Genomic DNA, 19844 nt, shown 5'->3' on the forward strand with positions numbered 1-19844 from the left:
GTTCTAGTAGACTGTTTGTTATTCTTTTGTTGGTTTTTATTTCTAATCTGCATTTCCAATTATGAAATTAAAATTAACGTGAAAGTTAAAATTTAGCTTATTCCTGTTAATTTCTGATAGAAGAAGAGATAGCAAAGAATTTAAACTTTTTACTCCTCTCAGATTAAGGTATAGTCCAGGTTTTTTCATTTCGTTGATTACAACTTTCATCAAAGAAGTCTTTCCTATTTCTCTTTGTCCACTAATCAAAACCCAATTACCTGAAGATAATTGAGAAATAACATATTTAACTTCTGACTCTCTACCAATAAGATCTTTAATGTTCTCTTTGGGATGGAGATCGAATATCAACTGTAGTATCACCAGTTACTGGTGGTACACCAGTTAAATTTTCCTACTTTTTTACTACAAAAAATGAAGCGTATTTCAGAAAACAAAGCCTATAATTACACTATATTTTATAACTTGAAGGATATTCCTAGGCAGACTTGTATTCTTAAAATCTTTTAATATATTTGAAGGATAATTTATTAGAAGTATTCCTAAAATTTTATTATGCAGAAAGATTTTACTTTACCGTCTACGAAAAATGGTAAATCACAAATTGTTTTTGAACCCCCTTGGCATTATGGTGCAACGTATATCTCATCCCATGTAAAATTTGACGAATCTGCAAATGAATTATTGCCAGATTTCTTAACTACTGACGGTGAAGGATTTATATACATAGCGGAATTCATTTCCATGTCTGACAGTACATGGGATTATATGTATCAAGATCCTGATCTAGTCCAGTACATGGAAGGAGCAATAGGATTGAAAGTTATTTTTGAAGGAAAGGATTATTTTTATTTCCCATTTATGTGGGTTGATAAGGATTGGGCTTTGGTTAGGGGATGGTTAGATGGTTTTCCTAAGAAAATAGCTAAAATCTCAATGAGCAGATTACATCCACTATTACCGAAGTACAATAAGCCTGAAAAAGGATTAAAATTAGGCGGTTATGTAGTTAGGGGTGGAGGAGTAATGTTTAGACTGCAAGTAAATCTTGAAGAGAAAACAGATTCTTTACCAACTAAAAATTTCGGTTCATATTTAAATATTCGTAGATTTCCAAGTAGAGGAAATGGAGAAGAGGATCTATATGAATTAACCAGTAGAGTTAGAGATGTAAGTAACTATGGTGAAATATGGAAAGGAACTGCTAGTGTAGAATTAGGCGGTTACGTTAATGATGAAGTAGATTTGCTAAAAATAAAAGAAGTGTATGCTGGATACTACTATACTTCATATTTCCGCGTCACTGAGACAAAATTACTAAAAAAACTAGTTAGTAAAATGAATTCTTTTTAAATGCTCAGATTTTTGAAACTAACATGTACATTATCTCAAAAATCGTGTTATAGGATTTTTATCATAAAGAAGTGTATTTAACTGTATTATCTATTTTCACTACTAAAGATTATATTAAGTAAGATAATGCATTTCAATATGCCTCATTTTCATTTTAATGTTATCTGTTTCGAATAAATATAGTAATATTATAGAGGAAATTCAGTATAAACTTATAGTATACCTACTTGTTTGGTAATATTTGAATGAGATTAAGTACATAAAAGTAAATAATCCATTTTATACTTAATATGTATAATCATATTTAATAAACTTTATTAATTTATTTTCCTAATCATATTAGAGAACATGAAGGCAATGAGAGTGGTAGAAATTAATAAGCCACTTAAGTTACAAGATGTAGATTCTCCTAAGCCAAAAGGTACGCAAGTTTTAGTTAAAGTTGAAGCAGCAGGAGTTTGTCATACTGACGTTCATATGAGGCAAGGTAGGTTCGGAAATCTAAGGATTGAGGATTTAGGAGTCAGATTGCCTGTAACTCTAGGTCATGAAATAGCAGGAAGGATAGAAGAGGTTGGAGATGAGGTTATTGGCTATTCAAAAGGTGATTTAGTGGCAGTTAATCCATGGGAAGGAGAAGGAAATTGCTATTATTGTAGAATTGGAGAAGAGCATTTATGCGATACGCCAAGGTGGTTAGGAATAAACTATGATGGGGCTTATGCTGAGTATGTACTAGTGCCTCACTATAAATATCTTTATAAATTAAGAAGGCTTAGTGCTGTAGAAGCTTCTCCGTTAACATGTTCTGGAATAACAACTTACAGGGCTGTTAAAAAAGCAATTTTAGATCCTACCAAAACATTAGTAGTGATAGGTGCTGGAGGGGGCTTAGGTACTATGGCTATACAAATAGCTAAAGCTATTTCCGGCGCTACAGTAATTGGTATTGACGTAAGAGACGAAGCCACAGAGGCCGCTAAAAAAGCTGGAGCAGATTACGTAATAAATGCTTCTTCATCAAATCCAGTGAATGAGATTAGAAAGATAACGGAAGGAAGAGGAGCAGATGCAATTATTGATTTGAATAATTCTGATAAAACACTTTCTATATACCCTATGGCATTAGCTAAACAAGGAAAGTATATAATGGTTGGATTATTTGGTGCAGATTTGCATTATCATGCTCCACTCATAACTCTAGGAGAGATTCAGTTTGTTGGAAGTCTAGTAGGAAATCAGTCTGATTTTTTGGGAATAATGAAGCTTGCTGATGCAGGAAAAGTAAAACCTATGGTAACTAAAACTATGAAGTTAGAAGAAGCAAATGAAGCAATAGATAATTTAGAGAACTTTAGGGCTGTAGGAAGACAAGTATTAATACCATAATTATATTATAAAAAGTAGAATATTATTGTATTAATTTTTTTGCTTCGCTATATATACTCTCTACACTGGGTATAACAGCGCTTTCTAATGGTTTAGAGAAAGGTATTGGAACATCAGGAACCGCTAACCTTGAGATGGGAACTTTAAGATTTTTTAATGCTTTATTTTGGATCCTAAATGCTAGTTCACCCGACACTCCATAACTCATATAATCTTCATCAACTATCAGCGCTCTTCCTGTTTTACTTACTGATTTAATTATTGTTTCTTCATCTAGTGGAACTAACGTTCTTAAATCTATAACCTCTGTAGAAATACCTTCTTTTTGGAGAATTTCGGCTGCTTTTAAACTTCTATGGACCATTAAACCGGTAGAAATTATTGTTAGATCACTACCTTCTCTCCTTATAGCAGCTTTGCCGAATTCAACTTCGTACGGCTCATCTGGAACCTCTTCCTCATTACCCTCAAATGGTAAAAATGGCAATCCAGTTAACAGTTTATGTCCAAATATTATGACTGGATTTTGGTCTCTTAATGCTTTTATAGTTAGTCCTTTAGCATCATATGGAGTTGAAGGAATAACAACTTTAAAACCCGGTACGTGTGCAAAAAGGCTATAAAGTACTTGAGAATGTTGAGATGAATCTCCGTATCCTCCTCCTATTGCTGTTACTATTGTAACAGGCATAGGATATTGACCTCCACTCATATAGTAATTCTTTGCCATATGATTATACATTTGATCGAATCCGGCTCCTAAAAAGTCTACAAACATTAATGATACCACAGGATGTAAACCAGAAGATGCTGCACCAACACTTAATCCCATAAATGTTTGTTCTGTTATTGGTGTATCTATAACTCTTTTTCTTCCAAATTTTTCAAATAATCCTATAGTAAAACCAAATACTGCTCCCCAATATGTTACGTCTTCACCTAATACTACAATTCTATCGTTTATTTCCATTTCTTCTTTTATCCCTTCTGCAATAGCCTGAGCAATTCCTCTTATCCTCATGCAAATACACCCATTAATGCTTCTTCTTGTTGTGGATATGGACTATTTATTGCAAAATCAATTGCATTTTGAACTTGTTTTTTAGCTTCTTCTCTTAGCTTAGTTAAGATTTCATTATCTGCGTAATTTAAGCGTAATAACCGATTCTCTAATCTTCTTATAGGATCTAAAGAGCTCCAGAATTCAACTTCTTCTTTGCTTCTGTATTCTTCTCCATCTCCTTCAAAATGTCCTACATATCTATACGTTAAGGCTTCTATTAACGTTGGACCAAATCCTTTTCTAGCCCTTTCAATAGCTTTTTTAGATATAGAATAGACATCTATAACATCCATTCCATCTACCAAATATGAAGGAATATTATAAGCTAACCCTCTCTGATAATGAAAAACTGTAGGCATGACTAAAGATTTGGGCGTAGAATCTGCATACTTATTATCCTCTATTACTATGATTAACGGTAACTCCCAGGTACTTGCTATATTGAGTGTCTCGGCAAAAGTTCCATGATTAGCTGCTCCTTCTCCTGCAAAAGCTAACGCTACATTATCTTTTCCTAAATATTTAAATGAGAATGCTGCTCCAGCTGCTTGAGGAAACGATGCACCAACAATACCGCTACATGCAAAATTTTTAGTTTTATCAAATAAATGCATATGCCCACCTTTACCTCTACAAAGCCCAGTAGACTTTCCTAGGATTTCTGATGCTAGTTTATTAAGATCTACACCTTTAGCTATAGCGTGACCATGAGGTCTATGCGTACTTATTACTACATCTTCTTCTCTTGTGTCATATAGAGCGCCTACAGCAACTGCTTCCTGACCTATTGATAAGTGCATTTCTCCCCTTATTATACCTGAAGCCATATTAAATGGATTTTTATCCTCGTTATAAATTTTCTTTATAGATTCCTCAAAATATCTAATAGTTATCATATTCTTGTACATGTTTAACAAATCGCTTTGCTTAAGTCCTGCCTCATCTATTAGGAAGTAGAGATCTTTTAATGACGGTTCAGGTTTTATAATCATATTAAAAAATTAAATTACATAATAATAAACTTTTCGGTATATTATCTATAATCATGTAATTATAATCTACTAAGATTATTAATTAATTATATTTAAATAATATATTTATGATTAGTTAAGTAAAACCTAATATACAGTTTCCAGGAAATATTTTGCATAAAAACTTCACTATTTGAAAGTAACTCTAATAAATCTTCAATTTTAGTTTGTGTTTGTGGATTATCTGGAAATTAAGGCTATTCTCTTTATCAGAATGGCCTGCAGAACTAACATAAAGATTCAAATCGTACACACATTACTTCAATTTTATTAAAATACTTTATATTTTTAATTGTTAACTCTATTTTATTTCTACTCTTTTTGATTTTCCTTCCCATCTAGGTAATGTATTAGGTTGTACAAATTCTATTTTAGGTTTTGCAAACGTTACTCCTTCTATTTCTTCTGATATCTTTCTTGCTAATTCTTCTGATGATTTTTCTGCTTCAACAAGAATTTCAAACTTAGCAGGATCTCTGGTTATGATTACTTTATATTCCTTAACTTCAGGATGTTTTAGCATTACTGCATTTATTGCAGTAGGATATATTTTAACTCCTTTATAGAATATTACGTCATCTATTCTTCCTTTAATTATAGAGATCTTAGGGAATGGGACTTCGTCATCTGATTCAATTAGTTTAGTTATATCTCTGGTTCTGTACCTTATTAATGGCATTCCTTCTCTATCTAAATGAGTAAGAACTAGTTCTCCTTCCTCTCCTTCTCCTACTCTTTCCCCAGTTTCTGGATCGATTATTTCTACGTAGAAATGATCTGTCCATATATGCATTTCTTTATGTCTGTCTAATGGACATTCTTGTGCTACTCCAGGACCTATTGCTTCTGTTAATCCGTAAATTTCTCTGGCTCCTCCACCATGAGAAGGCAAAGATAATTCTCTTTCTATTCTTTCTATCATTTCTGGCGTCATAGCTTCTGCTCCAGGTATTGCTAGCCTTAAATTTAGATCTTTTTCTGGATCTACCCCTTGTTCTCTTATCTTTTGTGCTATATACAGCTCAAACGATGGAGTTCCAGTTAATACAGTAACTTTGAAATCCTTTAATGTTTTAACTAATGCATCTGCCCTCCCTGAGCTCCAAGGAATAACTTTTGCTCCTAACTCTTGTCCTCCTATATGTAATCCTATTCCTCCGGTAAATAATCCATATCCATAAACGTTGGCTATAACGTCGTCTTTTCTTACACCAGCCGTATTTAAGCATCTAGCTACTAATTTTGCCCATAATTCGATATCTGATTTTGTGTAAGCTGTTACTGTAGGAGTTCCAGTTGTTCCACTAGTCATATGCCAGCCTACTATTTCGCTTAAAGGTACTGTAAGAAAATCTCCACCATAAGGATATCCGTTATTTCTTATGTTTTCTTTTGTTGTGAATGGTAATTTTACTAAGTCATCTGGAGTTTTTATATCGTCAGCTGTTAATCCTTTTTCTTTGAATATTTTATGATAATAAGGACTGTTCTCACAAATCCTTTTTATCATCCTTCTGAACCTAAATTGTTGTATACTTTGTATTTCGTCTTTTGATAATGCATAAGGATCTGTTTCGTCATAAATCATTTCTGTTCTCCCTCACACAGAATTCTTTTACCATCAGACGTTAGTTTCACTTTCTCGTTCACTCTAGGATTTTTATCGAGTAACCAGCACATCAAATCTACATCATCGGAATTTCTTACTATAGCTATAATGTAATCTTGAAAATTTTCGAATCCTTGAGGTTTTTGTTTTACTATACTGTACGTCATTATTGTTCCTTCTTTACTCAATTTTACCCATTCAAGATCTGTTGTCATGCAATTTGTGCAATCTTTTTGTGGTGGGAAATAGATTTTGCCACATTTTTTGCATTTCGTTCCCAATATTTCTCCTTTTTTCAAACCATCCCAAAATTCCTTATATACATCGGGCAATTCATATTTCATAAATAGTGGAATTCCTTCCATTATTTTTCACCTCTCTAAAATTGTCACAAATGCGTAATGTCCAGTTCCTCCCACGTTATGGGTTAATGCTATGTATTTTTTAAATGAATGCTGAACGGGACCTGCTTCTTCTCTTAGTTGTTTAGTTACTTCATAAATCATTGCTAAACCTGATGCTCCTAATGGATGCCCTTTTGCTTTTAGTCCCCCAAATAGGTTAACGGCGATTCTACCATCTTTTTCAGTTTGGCCTTCTCTAAGTAATTCGGCTCCTTTTCCTTTTTCTACGAAACCTAAGTCTTCATAAGCCATTATTTCTGCTATTGTAAAGCAATCGTGTACTGTTGCATATTCTATATCTTGAGGTGATGTTTTTGACATTTTATAAGCCATTGCTCCAGCTTCTCTTGCAGCGTTTAATCCTGTCCATTCTTTTCTGGCAGCAATATATGACGTATCACTGCTATATCCTATTCCTTTTACCCAAATTGGATCTTCTATTTTCCATTCTTTTACTTTTTCTTCTGACATAAATACTGCCGCTGAAGCTCCGTCAGATATTGGCGATGAATCTAAAAGTTTTATTGGCCATGAGATTACTCTTGACTTTAATACGTCTTCTACTGTTATTCTATTTCTGAAATGGGCTTTTTCATTATATGAAGCGTATTTATGGGCTTTCACTGCAACTAATGCCATATCTTCTTCTTTGGTTCCATAAACTGCCATATGTCTTGTAGCGTATAATGCATAGTACGTTGGAAATGTTGTTCCATACATGTGATATTCCCATAGATAATTTCCTCCTCTTCCTCCTATAGCTAAAGATGTTGACGTGTCTACTTCTGTCATTTTGTCTGCTCCTATAGCAAGGACTATGTCAGTCATTCCAGAAGCTATAGCGTTTATTGCTGAAAATGCTGCGGCACTTCCTGTTGCGCAGGCTGCTTCTACTCTCAATGGTGTCTTTCCTGTTAAGCCTGAGTATTCTGATGCTGGAGGAGCAGGATATATTTCTGTTCCTCGGTATGCTGTGCTTCCAAAGATTGTCAATTGTATGTCTTTTTGTGTTATATTTGCATCTTCTAATGCTTCTTTTACTGCTTCCCAAGTTAATTCTCTAATTGTTACATCGTTTCTTTTACCAAATTTTGATGAGCCTACTCCTACTATAGCTACTTTTCTATTCATTGATTATTTAAATGATTAATCAATTATATATATCTTTCTTTAATATAGATAAATGCGTATATATTGCTAGTTAAGTCTAACGCATTTTATATTTAAAATTTAAATGTTGTATAAGAAAATAAAAATCTTGTTTCTGATTATTTCTAGATAAGTTTTTATAATGAGTGCGTAGAATGTTAAATAATGACCAACGAAATAGTTGTAGAAGAAAAAGGAGATAAAATAACTCTAATTAAATTAAATAGACCGGAAAAATTGAATGCTATGAATTTAGAGTTAAGAAATTCATTATTAAAAAGTATTAGGGAGTTCAATAGGGATGAAAGGAAGAGAGTTGCAATTATTACAGGGAATGAAAAAGCGTTTAGTGCTGGCGCTGATATTTCTTCAATTAAGGATTTTAATGTGGATTTGGCTGAGGATTTAAGAAATTCTTTTCATCAGATTATAAAAGAAATTAGATTTTCTCCTAAGATATTTATTTCTGCAGTTAATGGAGTAGTTGCTGGAGCAGGTATTAGTTTAGCTTTAGCTTGTGACTTTAGGTTTGCTTCTAAGAATTCTCGTTTTGTTATGGCTTTTCACAATATTGGGTTAGCTCCAGATTCTGGCATAGTCTTGTTTATGCTTAGATTAGCTGGCGTTAAGGCTGAGAAATATGTTTATGGTGGTGAATTTTCTAGTGAGGAAGCCAGAAATTTTGGTTTTGAGATCGTAGAAAATCCAGTCTCTAGTGCTCTAGAGAAGGCTGAAGAAATATCTAATGGACCTTATAAGAGTTATTCTGCAAGTAAAAGATTGATAAATAGAGTTATGTACGCGGATTTGGAGGAGTTTTTAGATTATGAAGCAATAATGCAAGGAGTATTAGGAAAAAGCAATGATTTTAAAGAAGGAATTCAGGCATTTCAGGAAAAGAGGAAACCAGTATTCAAAGGTGAATAAGAATGAACACTGTAATTTATGATTTAGTTGATAATATTGCTATTGTAAGATTAAATAGACCTGAAAAGATGAATGCATTAAATATGGAAATGGTTAGAGATTTTGTTAACGTATTCAATGAGTTAGAAAATAAAAAAGTAAGGGCTGTAATAATTACTGGAAATGGAAGAGCTTTTTGTGCAGGAGCAGACGTTAATGAAATGAATACAATGAGTATAGAGGAAATAGCTAGAGTTGGTCACGCTCCTATGTGGGAGAGATTAAAGAGTTTTAGGAAGCCTGTGATAGCTGCATTAAATGGTTTAACTGTAGGAGGGGGTTTAGAATTAGCTATGGCTTGCGATATAATTATTGCTTCTGAGTCTGCAATGCTAGGACAACCTGAGATTAATCTCGGAATTATGCCTGGAGCCGGTGGGACTCAAAGGCTAACTAGGACTGTTGGAAAGTATAAAGGGATGGAAATGGTTTTAACTGGGCAGTTAATTTCAGCGTGGGAAGCTTATAAGAGAGGGCTAGTTACTAAGGTAGTGCCAGAAGAAGCAGTAGTAGATGAGGCTTTAAGGATAGCTAAAGATATTGCATCTAAATCTGGTTTTGCAGTGGAGGAAGCTAAAGAAGCAGTGAATAAGGCTTTTGATACTACGCTTCAACAAGGTTTGGATTTTGAGAGGAGGAACTTTTACTTAACTGTTGTTAGTGAGGACGGAAGAGAAGGAATGAAGGCGTTTACGGAAAAAAGGAAACCTAATTGGAAGTCTTAATCTATATACTTTTTTATATTTAATTAAATACGTATATATGTGAATAGTAAAAGAAGATTGCAAAAGATTAAAGGAGGAAGTTATATAATTAGTTTGCCTACTGATTGGATAAAGAAAAATAATTTAGACGTTAAGAATGAGTTAGAAGTTTACGAGACTGCTGATGGATTAAAAATAAAGAAAGAAAAACCATTGAACGATGAAAAAGAAATTTTATTGAATAAAGATCTGGATGAAGTAATTTATTTAATTTCTGTCTATTATATGCAAGGAGTAAGTAAGATTATTGTAAAGTCTGAAGATGTAATGAATGCCGAAGTTAAGAGAGTTTTAAGAGAGTTACAGTTATCTCATCCTGGATTGGAGATAGATGATGAGACTTTTGATAAAATTTCTTTTAAGGTGAATTCTCAAATTTCTACTGATTTAGTTAACTTAGTTACTTCTTTTAGAAATAAGATCTTAAAGATTCTTACTGACCTGGAGAATGTTAACGGATTTAAAAAGGAAATGTTGGATGATCTGCTAGCTAGGTGTGATAACTTAATGAGCGATTATAGGGCTATTATAAGGAATATTTCGTTGGGTATCCAATTAGATGATAGATACAATTTCATGATTCCAGCTAAGGATGTAGTCCTATACGCTATATTGATGAGAGATATGGGAAGATTCGTAACACATTTAAAGACGTTTTTGAAGGTAACTGATGATATAGATAAAAATTCTATTTCGCTAATAGCTGAAATGTTTAAGAAGGCTAGTGATATGTTCTTTACAGAGGATTTATCGGAGATTCAGATAATAAGAAGAAATATGAAAAATATAGAAAATAATTGTACTAAAAATTCTGAATCTTGCAAGGAAATTATTAGGATGGCCTCTTATGTTATAGCTTTAATGGATGATGCAGTCCATAAATCAGTAAGAATAGTCTATTAATAATAATATTTATCTCGAGTTTTTAGTATTCTTGTTAATGACAAAGTATAATTACAAAATCTTCTTAGGACTTTCACTCAAATTATTTCAATCTAATAAGTGTCATTTGAATTGAGCTAATTTTACCACGGTTAATTAAGACATCAACCTCAATTTTCAGACACTTTAGAACTAAACATTTCTATATATTTTTGATTCTTACTATTTTATAATAAATTCTAAATCGAAAAATATACATAATATATGTTATTTATATATGTTTCTATTAGATAATTATATGTTCTAATAAACTTATATATGAAGAAATAACAAATTATATATGAGGTAATTATGATGAAACATGATCTAGACTTTAATATGGAACCAGATTTTCCACCTAATAATGCATATCCTCCAAAATGGAATTTTGATAATGAAAAAGCTTGGCAATTATATAGGAGAGCTAAAAGAGAGCAATGGGATGAAGATAATATAAATTGGGAAGAAATTAAGGAATATGCGTCGGGATTAGATAGAAAACAAAGATTAGCTATAGCGTATTGGTGGAGTTTATTATCTAATTTTGATAACGCTACCCCAGTTTTTGCTTATGCAGTTGTAAAGTCTTTTGAAAATCATTTGGATACTGCAGTAAGGGGAATATTAACTACTATAACATATGATGAAAATAGGCATAACATGGTGTGCGGATTATCTATAAATAACATATTACCTGGATTTCCGTTTAATTTTAAACCTCAAGATGAATTGGAAAGAAAAGCTATGTTAAATGTATTATGGACATGGTGGAATGGCTCAAGATATTGGAAGGCTTACTTGGAAGCTTATAATAAATATACTTTTGACGTACTTTTTACGTCGTTTATGATGGGTGAAGCGGCAGCTACTACTGTGTTTTCTACTATGGCTAAGGGAGCAAAGATAAGACAATTCCAGGAAATTTTTAAGAATACTGCAGTTGACGAAACAAGACATTATGCGTTCACTCACTTAATTATGAGTGATAATGCTGGAACCATGGATGATGAGAGGAAGAAATTAGTTACTAAACAAGTAAGAGCTGGATTTGTATTTCTTTCATTAATTACATATTTACCTCCTAAGGATTTCTGGAAATTACCACCTTGGTTTGTAGAAGTTCACGAAAAAATGGAGGATTTAGCTAGGAGTGCTGGTTTTTATATTCCAGATATTAAGGAAAAGGAAGACGCATGGAGGAACGCTATAATAAGGGTTGGAAGTAGTTTGAAAAGATATAATATAAAAATGCCTGCTATGCCAGAACTTGGGATTACTGGAGAGGAAGTTTTCGATATAAAAGAGGGAGATATTATACCTGTTTTTTAGGTGGAATTGAATGAAAGTTCTAGTAGTAGGAGCAGGTACTATGGGTCATGGAATTGCAGAAGTTTTTTCTTTTAAAAATTATGTTTATATTTATGATAGTTATCCTCAAGCGTTAAGTAAGGGATTGGAAAATATTAAATGGTCTTTAAATAAACTTAAGGAAAAAGGGATAGTTAAAGATGTTGATGTAGATCTTGGGAAGAATTATACCATTAAAGGAATTGAAAGATGTTGATGTAGATCTAGTAATTGAAGCTGTTCCTGAAAATTTTGATTTAAAATTAAATGTGTTTAAGACATTACAATCTGCTAAAATAATTAAGGATAACGTTATAGTAGCTTCTAATACCAGTAGCCTTCCTATAAGTGAGTTAAGTACAGGAATAACTTATCCGGAAAATTTTCTAGGATTACATTTTTTTAATCCTCCAGTTATGATGAAGTTAGTAGAAGTAGTAAAAGGTAATAAGACGTCTGATGAGACGTTTAAAAAAGGTATTGAGATAGTAAAAAATATAGATAAGATACCTATTCCTGTTAGAAAAGACGTTGTTGGATTTGTTGTTAATAGGATTTTATTCAGAATATTTACTTCTGCATGCAATTTGCTTAATTCTTATTCTGTTGAGGAGATAGATAGTTTAGCTAAATATGTATTAGGTTTTCCTATGGGTATATTTGAGTTATTAGATTATACTGGAATAGATACTAACTATTTTATCAGTAATGAAGTAAAAAAGAGAGGTTACAATTTTGAATGTAAAGAATTAAAGATTTTATACGAAAAAGGATATCTTGGAGCTAAAAATGGTAAAGGTTTTTATGATTGGTCTCATGGAAGGCCTTCTATTGTAAGAACTGAGAGAATGCCAGCTTCTAAAGATTTAATTGGAGATGCTATAAGTGAGGCTCACTGGCTAGTAGATAATCAAGTGTCAGATAAGGATGATATAGATTTAGCTGTAAAATTAGGTTTAGGTTGGAAAAAGGGCATATTTGAGTATGAAAAAGAGATAAATAACTAAAAGAAAAAGATTTTATTTTACAAAAAACAATATAATTAGTATAATAGATATTAATACTATACCTATAGAGTAATATGCTACATAATTTCTTAATATTCCTGATTGAATCTTTGGTACTGCATATGTACCGAATGCTTTTATGCTAGTAGGCAATTTTAAATTAAGTATAGTATAGTATTGATCTTCTACTCTCTCAAATAACCAATTAAATGCATTGTTACCATAAATCCCTATTTTATCTAGTACTGGATATAAGAAAAATCCAGTATCAAAGAACTTAATTATTGGATCAATATTTAGATTAATTTGTCTAGAGAATAGAAATGACGCAAAAATAACTCCTATCGCTGAAATTATTGCGTCATAGTCAGAAAAGTAGAGAAGTTTGCTTACTGTTAGCATTTGAGTAGAAAAGAATCTCATTATTACCAACATGAATGGACTAATTGCTAATGTAAATGCTACAAGAAAAGATGGAGAAATTATCATTAGTTTTCCTATCTTTTTATCTTTATGAATTTCTGGTATTGTTTCCATTTTATGCGTGTATGCGAAAAGTCTAAAATTACCTGATTTAAAATTGAAATTATTGGTAAATACAGTAAATTCTGATTTCCATGCAAATGTTTTTACTAGGTATCTAATTATATACAGTGCGGCTGCAAATTCTAGACATAAATAAATTGCCTCTAATGCAGGATTGAAAGTTAGTAAGTTTGCTATGAATGAGTGTGCCCAAAAGCCTATTAAAGGAGGTATACTGGCAAGGTTTAGTGCTGAAATTAGCTGTAATATAAATACTCCTCTTAATTCTTTATAAAGTGATGAGTATTCTTCTATAAATCTACTTTCAGTATAATGTATTACCGATCCTGTGTTCATAAATAATGACGCTTTGTATATTCCATGAGCTATTATTTGGAATAATCCTATTGCAATTCCAGAGTATACATATAATGGCGAGTGGAAGTAAATAGAAAGTAATCCTCCTATAGAGGATGAGAGAATTGCTAGACTTATCTGATCTGCTGTAGAGTTAGCTAATATCACTTTCTGTTCTTTTGATACTAATGCTCCAAAAGTAGTATACACTGCAGTAAATATTGATAATCCTATCATTATCTCGAAAAATGTAATATTTTTTGTATAAATTAAAAATGGATATGTAATGAATGTTAGTATTGCACCTAGATTTACCATTGTAGCTGCATGTATTAATGCACTGATAGGTGTTGGCCCAGTCATTGCTGTAACTAGCCATTGTGTAAATGGAAATACTGCACTCTTAGCTAAACCACCTAAATATAGTGTGATTAAGAGTATTAATGAATAAGGAGAGTGAACCAGTATAGAAAAACTGCCAAACAGCGATTGAGCAGGAGGATATAATGTAGAAATTCCATCAAATTGTGAAAATGTAGTAGAGAATAGTAAATATCCTAAACCAAATATTAATCCAGTGTCTGCAGTCCTAGTGAATATTAGAGCTCTTAATCCACTCTTATATGGTGTTGATAAGTATTTTATTCCAAGAAATGATCTTCCAGATCCTACAATATTTTTACTAGAATCGTTTATGTAGTAACTTATTAATGCGAATGAAGCTAATGAAGTTCCTTCCCATCCAAATAAAAATAAGAAAATATTATCCGAGAGTACAACAGCTAACATGGAGGTTACAAAAAATCCAAAGAAGCCCCAATATCTCCTTAATACACTGTCTTCTTTCATGTAATCTATGCTGTATAATGAAATGAAAAATGAGATTATCAGTATAAATGACGATAATATTGCTTGCATTAATGATGAACTAAATGAGAAGTAACTTAATAACGTGAATGAGAAAACTGGAGATAAAAATGTATGTTTTACCAAAAGAATATTTATAAGAGTATATATTGCTAGACCTGCTGCAATACCTATAGATGCAGTTGAAATACTACCTCTAATATCTTGATTAAATGTTTTAGGAGTTATCAGTGCTATAAATGCACCAATCGAAGGTAAAAGAACTATAAGTGGTAAAAGTATATAGTTTCCGCCTACAAATGTAATGAAATTAGAAAATGCATTTGTAAGTATTTCCGGATATATAGAGAATATAACGCTAAATATTGCTAGTGCACCTATAATGGAACTGATTAAGCTCTTATCTATTGATATTGTGGTTTTTGTTCCTCCATATACGTCTTTAAATAACATGACTCCATATGCAGACGAAAGTGCCATTGTAATGAAGATGCCAATAAGTATTGGTATGAACCATAGTCCTATTAAGTGTACTAAATCTGCAGATGCTAGTATTAGAAGTACTTCTCCTAAAAATCCTATTGTTGGTGGCAAACCTAATACATTTAATAGTCCTATGAAAGAAAATGATGTAAATGCAGGCGAAGTTTTAAATAGCATTAAATTTTTGTCGTCTATTTTCTCTTCTATACTGCCTATTGAAGTAAAGAGTATTCCTTTTCCTAATGCTATACTTACGTAAATTATTGCAGATGCTAGAATTCCTAATGGTAATTCTACTTTAGATCCTAAACCTAACATAAAAGAGATAGAGGCTCCTAGTAGTAAGTAGCCGAATTGGGAAATACTGCTATATCCTAAGAATTTGTTAAAATCTTTTTGAGCAAATGTATTCACTGCACCATATATCATTGTTAGTAATGCCCATGCAATAAAGATCGGAGATAGGTAGCTCAAGGAGTTAAATAAATAGAAGTATATTATTATTACAAATATGAACATACCAGTAACTAATGTATTGATGACAATAGCTGGCGATGGGGACTCTTTATAGGTTTTAGGTAACCATGTGTTAAATCCTAATTGTGCACCCTTTATCAGCATGCCCAATATTCCTAATAGGAAGAATAGTGGAGCATATGGCAATACAGAAAAGTTATTAAATACATCATCTATTTTATAAATATTCATTGTACCCGCTCTTAAGCCTATGAGAATTATAGATGATAAAAATAGTGCCATTCCTACTTGTGACCAAAGAATAAATATTGATGAGGCTTTTTCTCTGTCAGATTTCCCATATATTAATATCATGAAAAATACTGAGAAAATTGAGATCTCTAGAAATATAAAGAGTTCCAATAAATTAACTGATAGAGCAGTATATATTAACGATACTCCGGCTAATGACAGTAATCCGTATATTAAACTAGAATTTACGCTTCTGGACTTAAAATAGTCATATGAAAATATTATTGATGCAAGAGAAACTATTATAATTGCAATAATAAAAGGATAATTTAGCTGATTTATAGTAAATCCAATAGAGCCAATTTTATTAATATTATAGAAGGATATAAACAAACCATAGTTAAAGAGATAATAGACATTAATTACTATACTAGCTATCCCGGTAAAAAGTGAAATTCTCTTATTAATAAAGAATGTTAATCCAACAAGTATAGCAGATATTATTAAAATGAAGGGAATTATCATGATGAAATCTCACCACAATATAGGAATGATTAAGCTTTAGTATTAAAGTATAAGCCTAAATAATGTTTATTAAATTTAAGTATATTATATTCATAATTTAGAAAAGATATTTAATGTTAGATTGAGAAGTTAAACAAATATTTTCTTGTATTTTTCAAGTGTATTTTTCATAGTTAATTTAAACTAACTCACTATATTTTAAGTAGAATTAGAGATAAATTTTAATTTTTATGAGTTAGCAAAAAATTCATTTAGAATAACGTAAAAATAACGTAGTTTAGTATCAATTTTATGGAGATTTAATTAATTTATAATCAATTAAGAGGAGAAATACTATTTAGAAAATCTAAAGAGTAATATGAAAATTTTGACTATATCATTTTATAGAAAATTGCTATATTTTTTCCTTTTTTTTACACTATTAACTTCTATTCATACTTTTGTAAAATTTAATGGCAACTGTTGAACTAATAAATAATATTTAACTTATTTACATTATATAGTAGTGAGTTTTTAACAATTGATTTTCTATTTTAAATATAAACTAAAAAAGTTATAAAAGTATTTTAGAGAAAAATCATCTGGATTAAATTATCTCTAAATTATTTTGGATTTTTTTCTGGAGAACTGATAGGAATTAGTGAAGTTAGTCCTCCATCTATAACTACACATACGCCAGTTATGAATGATGCTAAATCAGAGGATAAGAATGCTGTTAAGTAACCTATGTCTTCCGGTGAACCTATTCTTTTCAATGGATATACTTCAGCCCATTCCTTTATTTTATCTTCAATCTTATCTTTACCAACTTCCTGTTCTGCAGCCCATTCTAATAATGGAGTTCTAATTGAACCTGGACATATAGCTATTGATCTTATAAATGGAGCAAAATCTACTGCTATGCTTCTAGTTAAACCTAAAAGAGCATGCTTACTAGTTGTATATGCTGCAACTCTCTTCTGAGTTGCTAAAGATTGAATTGAAGCTATATTAATAATTACTCCTTTTTTCTGTTTTAGCATGTAAGGTATAGAATATTTGGACAATAAGAATGGCCCTTTTACATTCACGTTAATTATTTTGTCCCATTCTTCTTCACTTACTTCGTTTATAGATCCGTAGCTTTCTATCCCTGCATTATTAACTAAAATATCTATCTTATTATATTTTTGAATTACATAATTTATTCCGTTTAATACTTCTTCCTTCTTTGATATGTCTACTTTGAAGAAATCCACTTCATAAGCTGGTTTAATTATATCAAAATTTACAACTTTTACACCTTCTTTCATTAGAACTTTTGCTATTCCTTCTCCTATACCTTTTGATGCTCCAGTTATTATACCTATTTTATCCTTGAGATTTAGATCCATATGCACTATGCGATATGCTAAATAAATGTTTTTCTTGAAACTTATCGAAAGATAATTAAGAGAGAGAATATTAATAGAACACCAATAACATAAATATAATCAAAATTATATTTTGTTAGAGAAAGTAGAATTTTCTGAGAGTTTTTTGCAAATTCGAATACAATCTCTTTTATTATTATTGATAAAACTAAGAATAGAATAATATAATTCATGAAAACTGCAATTGCCAATACTAGAAGTAAACTCATCTGAAGTAGAGAATTAACAAAGGAATAAGTTATAAGATTTGATAAAGTTGGTTTCATATTTCCTGAATAATGAAGAATTTTACCTATAAGGACTTTTGCTATAGAATGCAATAAAAGGAGATAAAATATAATTATCTTTAGTAGAAAAGAAGAATCTAAAGGTAAAACATAAACTAACAAGATACCAAGCAAATAGTATACTATACTAGTCAAGATAGGAACTAAATAAGCTATATTACCTTTAAATGAATAAAAGTAATAGGAAAAAAGTAATCCCTTGTGCGGATCTATTCCTTCTAAAACGCTAAGGATAACAATAGGAATCAGAAGAAGCGTCTCCACCTTTCAATCTCACCTGATGAGCTCTACCTTCTCCAAAATCAACGAAGAAGTCCTTATCTACTTCTAATCCGCCGTCTTTATTTGCGTTTAGTTTTACCATCCATCCTTTTAATCCTTCAGGATAGAATTCGTTATCCCATGTACTATATAATGAATTAGTTACGTAGACTCTTTTACCGTCTCTACTAACTTCTAACATTTGTGGCGCACCGGTTAATTTATGTCCAGCAGGGTGATCTTCTCTATGGAATATTCCACCTAACTTCACTTTACCTGTAAGTATTGGCTTAAATGGATTTGAGACATCGTATTGTCTTACTTCTCCTATTCCCCATAAACTTACGTATAGGAATTTATCATCAAGAGAAAGATCTATATCCGTAACTAAAGGTGGTACTGCTTTGAATGGTTTTAGAATTTCTGGTACATCTTCAGCAGGTTCTGCAGGAATTTCAATTACTTTTTCTGCATTCCATTTTTTATCTTCATAAAACCACAACCATATTGAACTACTAAGATCCTTTAAACTAACTACCATATTAATAAATCCCATCATTTTTGTAGGATTATGTAATGGCCTTAACTCTAAAGCCATTCTATTTTCTTCTCCTAAGGTTATCGAAGAAATTTTCCTTCTCCTCCTTAAATCCCAGAAATGAATTCTATTTCCGTATTTATCTTTAAGATGTTCTAACTTTAATCCGTCTTCTATAGTATTTGGCGTAGCCCATTCGCTACTTACCATCACTTCATTTGGTAGATTCCACCAGAAATCATAAGCTAGATATTGATCACCTCTATCTATTTCCCATTTGCCTAATGGGTCAAAAGTATAATGATCTAGCATTAATATTCCTCCAGGTCCATCTCCAGTCTCATTACCAAACGCACTAATGTAAATACCATCTGGACCACAATGTACAGTATGTAGTCTAGTATATCCAGTTTTGCTCACAACCTCTTTTGGTTCTATAGTTTTTACAATTTGTGGTTGTCTAGGGTTCTGTTTTGTATCAATGATATATATTCTAGATGATCTTAAACCAGGAACAACTAGATACCTCCTTTCTACGTCTGGCCTTCCATTTGGACATAGAGCAGAACTACAAGCGTTCCAACCAAAATGATGAAGCTCGTCATTAAAATTTGGAAGTTCCACTTTATATATAATCTTAGAGTAAGTTTCTGAATCTGGATTTACGTCAACAACTGCTATAAAATCGGGTTTTTCTACTCCAGTTTTAGTATGTAATCCTGCAACATAAGCCAAATCTTCTGGCGGAGATTCCATAGCCATTTTAGGGGATGGATAGAATGTTGGGTCTCTTTTAAATGAGAATACTCCCATATATATAGTTAATTAAGATATTTATTTAAATTTTATGTTATATGCTAATATTGCACTTATTAAAT

18 protein-coding genes are annotated in these 19844 nt (G+C 31.6%); 8 read left to right on the forward strand and 10 right to left on the reverse strand.

From position 1 onward, the window contains the following. Positions 1–42 precede the first annotated feature (42 nt). Positions 43–351 carry a hypothetical protein gene (locus B6F84_RS13985; RefSeq protein WP_222703229.1) on the reverse strand — a complete coding sequence of 103 codons (309 nt, stop codon included), beginning with the start codon at positions 349–351 and terminating at the stop codon, positions 43–45. A 204-nt stretch (positions 352–555) separates the two neighbouring features. Between B6F84_RS13985 and B6F84_RS00495 the strand changes: the two genes are divergently transcribed. Further along, on the forward strand, positions 556–1353 hold the full coding sequence (locus B6F84_RS00495; protein WP_148690400.1) for an acetoacetate decarboxylase family protein: 798 nt from the start codon (positions 556–558) through the stop codon (positions 1351–1353). 348 nt (positions 1354–1701) lie between these two features. Continuing rightward, entirely contained in the window at positions 1702–2742 is a 1041-nt protein-coding gene (locus B6F84_RS00500) for an NAD(P)-dependent alcohol dehydrogenase (RefSeq protein ID WP_148690401.1), read from the forward strand. Between the two features lie 22 nt (positions 2743–2764). On the opposite strand, the gene B6F84_RS00505 is transcribed toward B6F84_RS00500, so the two are convergent. From B6F84_RS00505 to B6F84_RS00525, 5 genes are all read right to left on the reverse strand, one after another. Next, a complete protein-coding gene (locus B6F84_RS00505; RefSeq protein ID WP_222703215.1) occupies positions 2765–3763 on the reverse strand; it encodes an alpha-ketoacid dehydrogenase subunit beta in 999 nt (332 codons plus the stop codon). Beyond that, positions 3760–4797, reverse strand: coding sequence for a thiamine pyrophosphate-dependent dehydrogenase E1 component subunit alpha (locus B6F84_RS00510; protein WP_148690402.1), 1038 nt, complete (start codon positions 4795–4797; stop codon positions 3760–3762). The genes B6F84_RS00505 and B6F84_RS00510 overlap by 4 nt, the downstream gene beginning before the upstream one ends. Positions 4798–5137: 340 nt before the next feature. After that, positions 5138–6424, reverse strand: coding sequence for a phenylacetate--CoA ligase family protein (locus B6F84_RS00515; RefSeq protein ID WP_148690403.1), 1287 nt, complete (start codon positions 6422–6424; stop codon positions 5138–5140). After that, the gene (locus B6F84_RS00520; RefSeq protein ID WP_148690404.1) at positions 6421–6810 is read right to left on the reverse strand and encodes a Zn-ribbon domain-containing OB-fold protein; all 390 of its coding nucleotides are present in this window, start codon (positions 6808–6810) and stop codon (positions 6421–6423) included. The genes B6F84_RS00515 and B6F84_RS00520 overlap by 4 nt, the downstream gene beginning before the upstream one ends. 6 nt (positions 6811–6816) lie before the next feature. Next, positions 6817–7980, reverse strand: a complete 1164-nt coding sequence (locus B6F84_RS00525) for a thiolase domain-containing protein (protein ID WP_148690405.1) — start codon at positions 7978–7980, stop codon at positions 6817–6819. Between the two features lie 183 nt (positions 7981–8163). Between B6F84_RS00525 and B6F84_RS00530 the strand changes: the two genes are divergently transcribed. The 6 genes from B6F84_RS00530 to B6F84_RS14160 all read left to right on the forward strand — a co-directional run bounded on the left by B6F84_RS00530 (position 8164) and on the right by B6F84_RS14160 (position 13003). Beyond that, positions 8164–8925: an enoyl-CoA hydratase-related protein gene (locus B6F84_RS00530; protein ID WP_148690406.1), complete on the forward strand. Its 762-nt coding sequence runs from the start codon at positions 8164–8166 to the stop codon at positions 8923–8925. 2 nt (positions 8926–8927) lie between these two features. Next, entirely contained in the window at positions 8928–9689 is a 762-nt protein-coding gene (locus B6F84_RS00535; RefSeq protein ID WP_148690407.1) for an enoyl-CoA hydratase/isomerase family protein, read from the forward strand. 39 nt (positions 9690–9728) lie between these two features. Further along, complete coding sequence (locus tag B6F84_RS00540) at positions 9729–10631, forward strand: AbrB/MazE/SpoVT family DNA-binding domain-containing protein (protein WP_148690408.1); 903 nt, start codon at positions 9729–9731, stop codon at positions 10629–10631. Positions 10632–10964: 333 nt separating this feature from the next. Then, positions 10965–11978 (forward strand): ferritin family protein, encoded by a 1014-nt coding sequence (locus B6F84_RS00545; protein ID WP_187152720.1) that lies wholly within the window; start codon positions 10965–10967, stop codon positions 11976–11978. 10 nt (positions 11979–11988) lie between these two features. After that, on the forward strand, positions 11989–12213 hold the full coding sequence (locus tag B6F84_RS14155) for a 3-hydroxyacyl-CoA dehydrogenase NAD-binding domain-containing protein (protein WP_250638080.1): 225 nt from the start codon (positions 11989–11991) through the stop codon (positions 12211–12213). Further along, positions 12173–13003: a 3-hydroxyacyl-CoA dehydrogenase gene (locus B6F84_RS14160; protein WP_250638081.1), complete on the forward strand. Its 831-nt coding sequence runs from the start codon at positions 12173–12175 to the stop codon at positions 13001–13003. The genes B6F84_RS14155 and B6F84_RS14160 overlap by 41 nt, the downstream gene beginning before the upstream one ends. A gap of 12 nt (positions 13004–13015) precedes the next feature. Here B6F84_RS14160 and B6F84_RS00555 read toward each other — a convergent pair whose 3' ends face one another. From B6F84_RS00555 to B6F84_RS00570, 4 genes are all read right to left on the reverse strand, one after another. After that, positions 13016–16468, reverse strand: a complete 3453-nt coding sequence (locus B6F84_RS00555) for a proton-conducting transporter transmembrane domain-containing protein (RefSeq protein ID WP_148690410.1) — start codon at positions 16466–16468, stop codon at positions 13016–13018. A gap of 602 nt (positions 16469–17070) precedes the next feature. After that, complete coding sequence (locus tag B6F84_RS00560; RefSeq protein WP_148690411.1) at positions 17071–17841, reverse strand: SDR family oxidoreductase; 771 nt, start codon at positions 17839–17841, stop codon at positions 17071–17073. A 41-nt stretch (positions 17842–17882) separates the two neighbouring features. Further along, positions 17883–18431 carry a hypothetical protein gene (locus B6F84_RS00565; RefSeq protein ID WP_148690412.1) on the reverse strand — a complete coding sequence of 183 codons (549 nt, stop codon included), beginning with the start codon at positions 18429–18431 and terminating at the stop codon, positions 17883–17885. Beyond that, entirely contained in the window at positions 18394–19779 is a 1386-nt protein-coding gene (locus tag B6F84_RS00570; RefSeq protein WP_148690413.1) for a selenium-binding family protein, read from the reverse strand. Before B6F84_RS00570 ends, B6F84_RS00565 begins: the two co-directional genes overlap by 38 nt. Positions 19780–19844: the final 65 nt, after the last annotated feature.

The organism is Acidianus manzaensis, from assembly GCF_002116695.1.
GTDB lineage: Archaea > Thermoproteota > Thermoprotei_A > Sulfolobales > Sulfolobaceae > Acidianus > Acidianus manzaensis.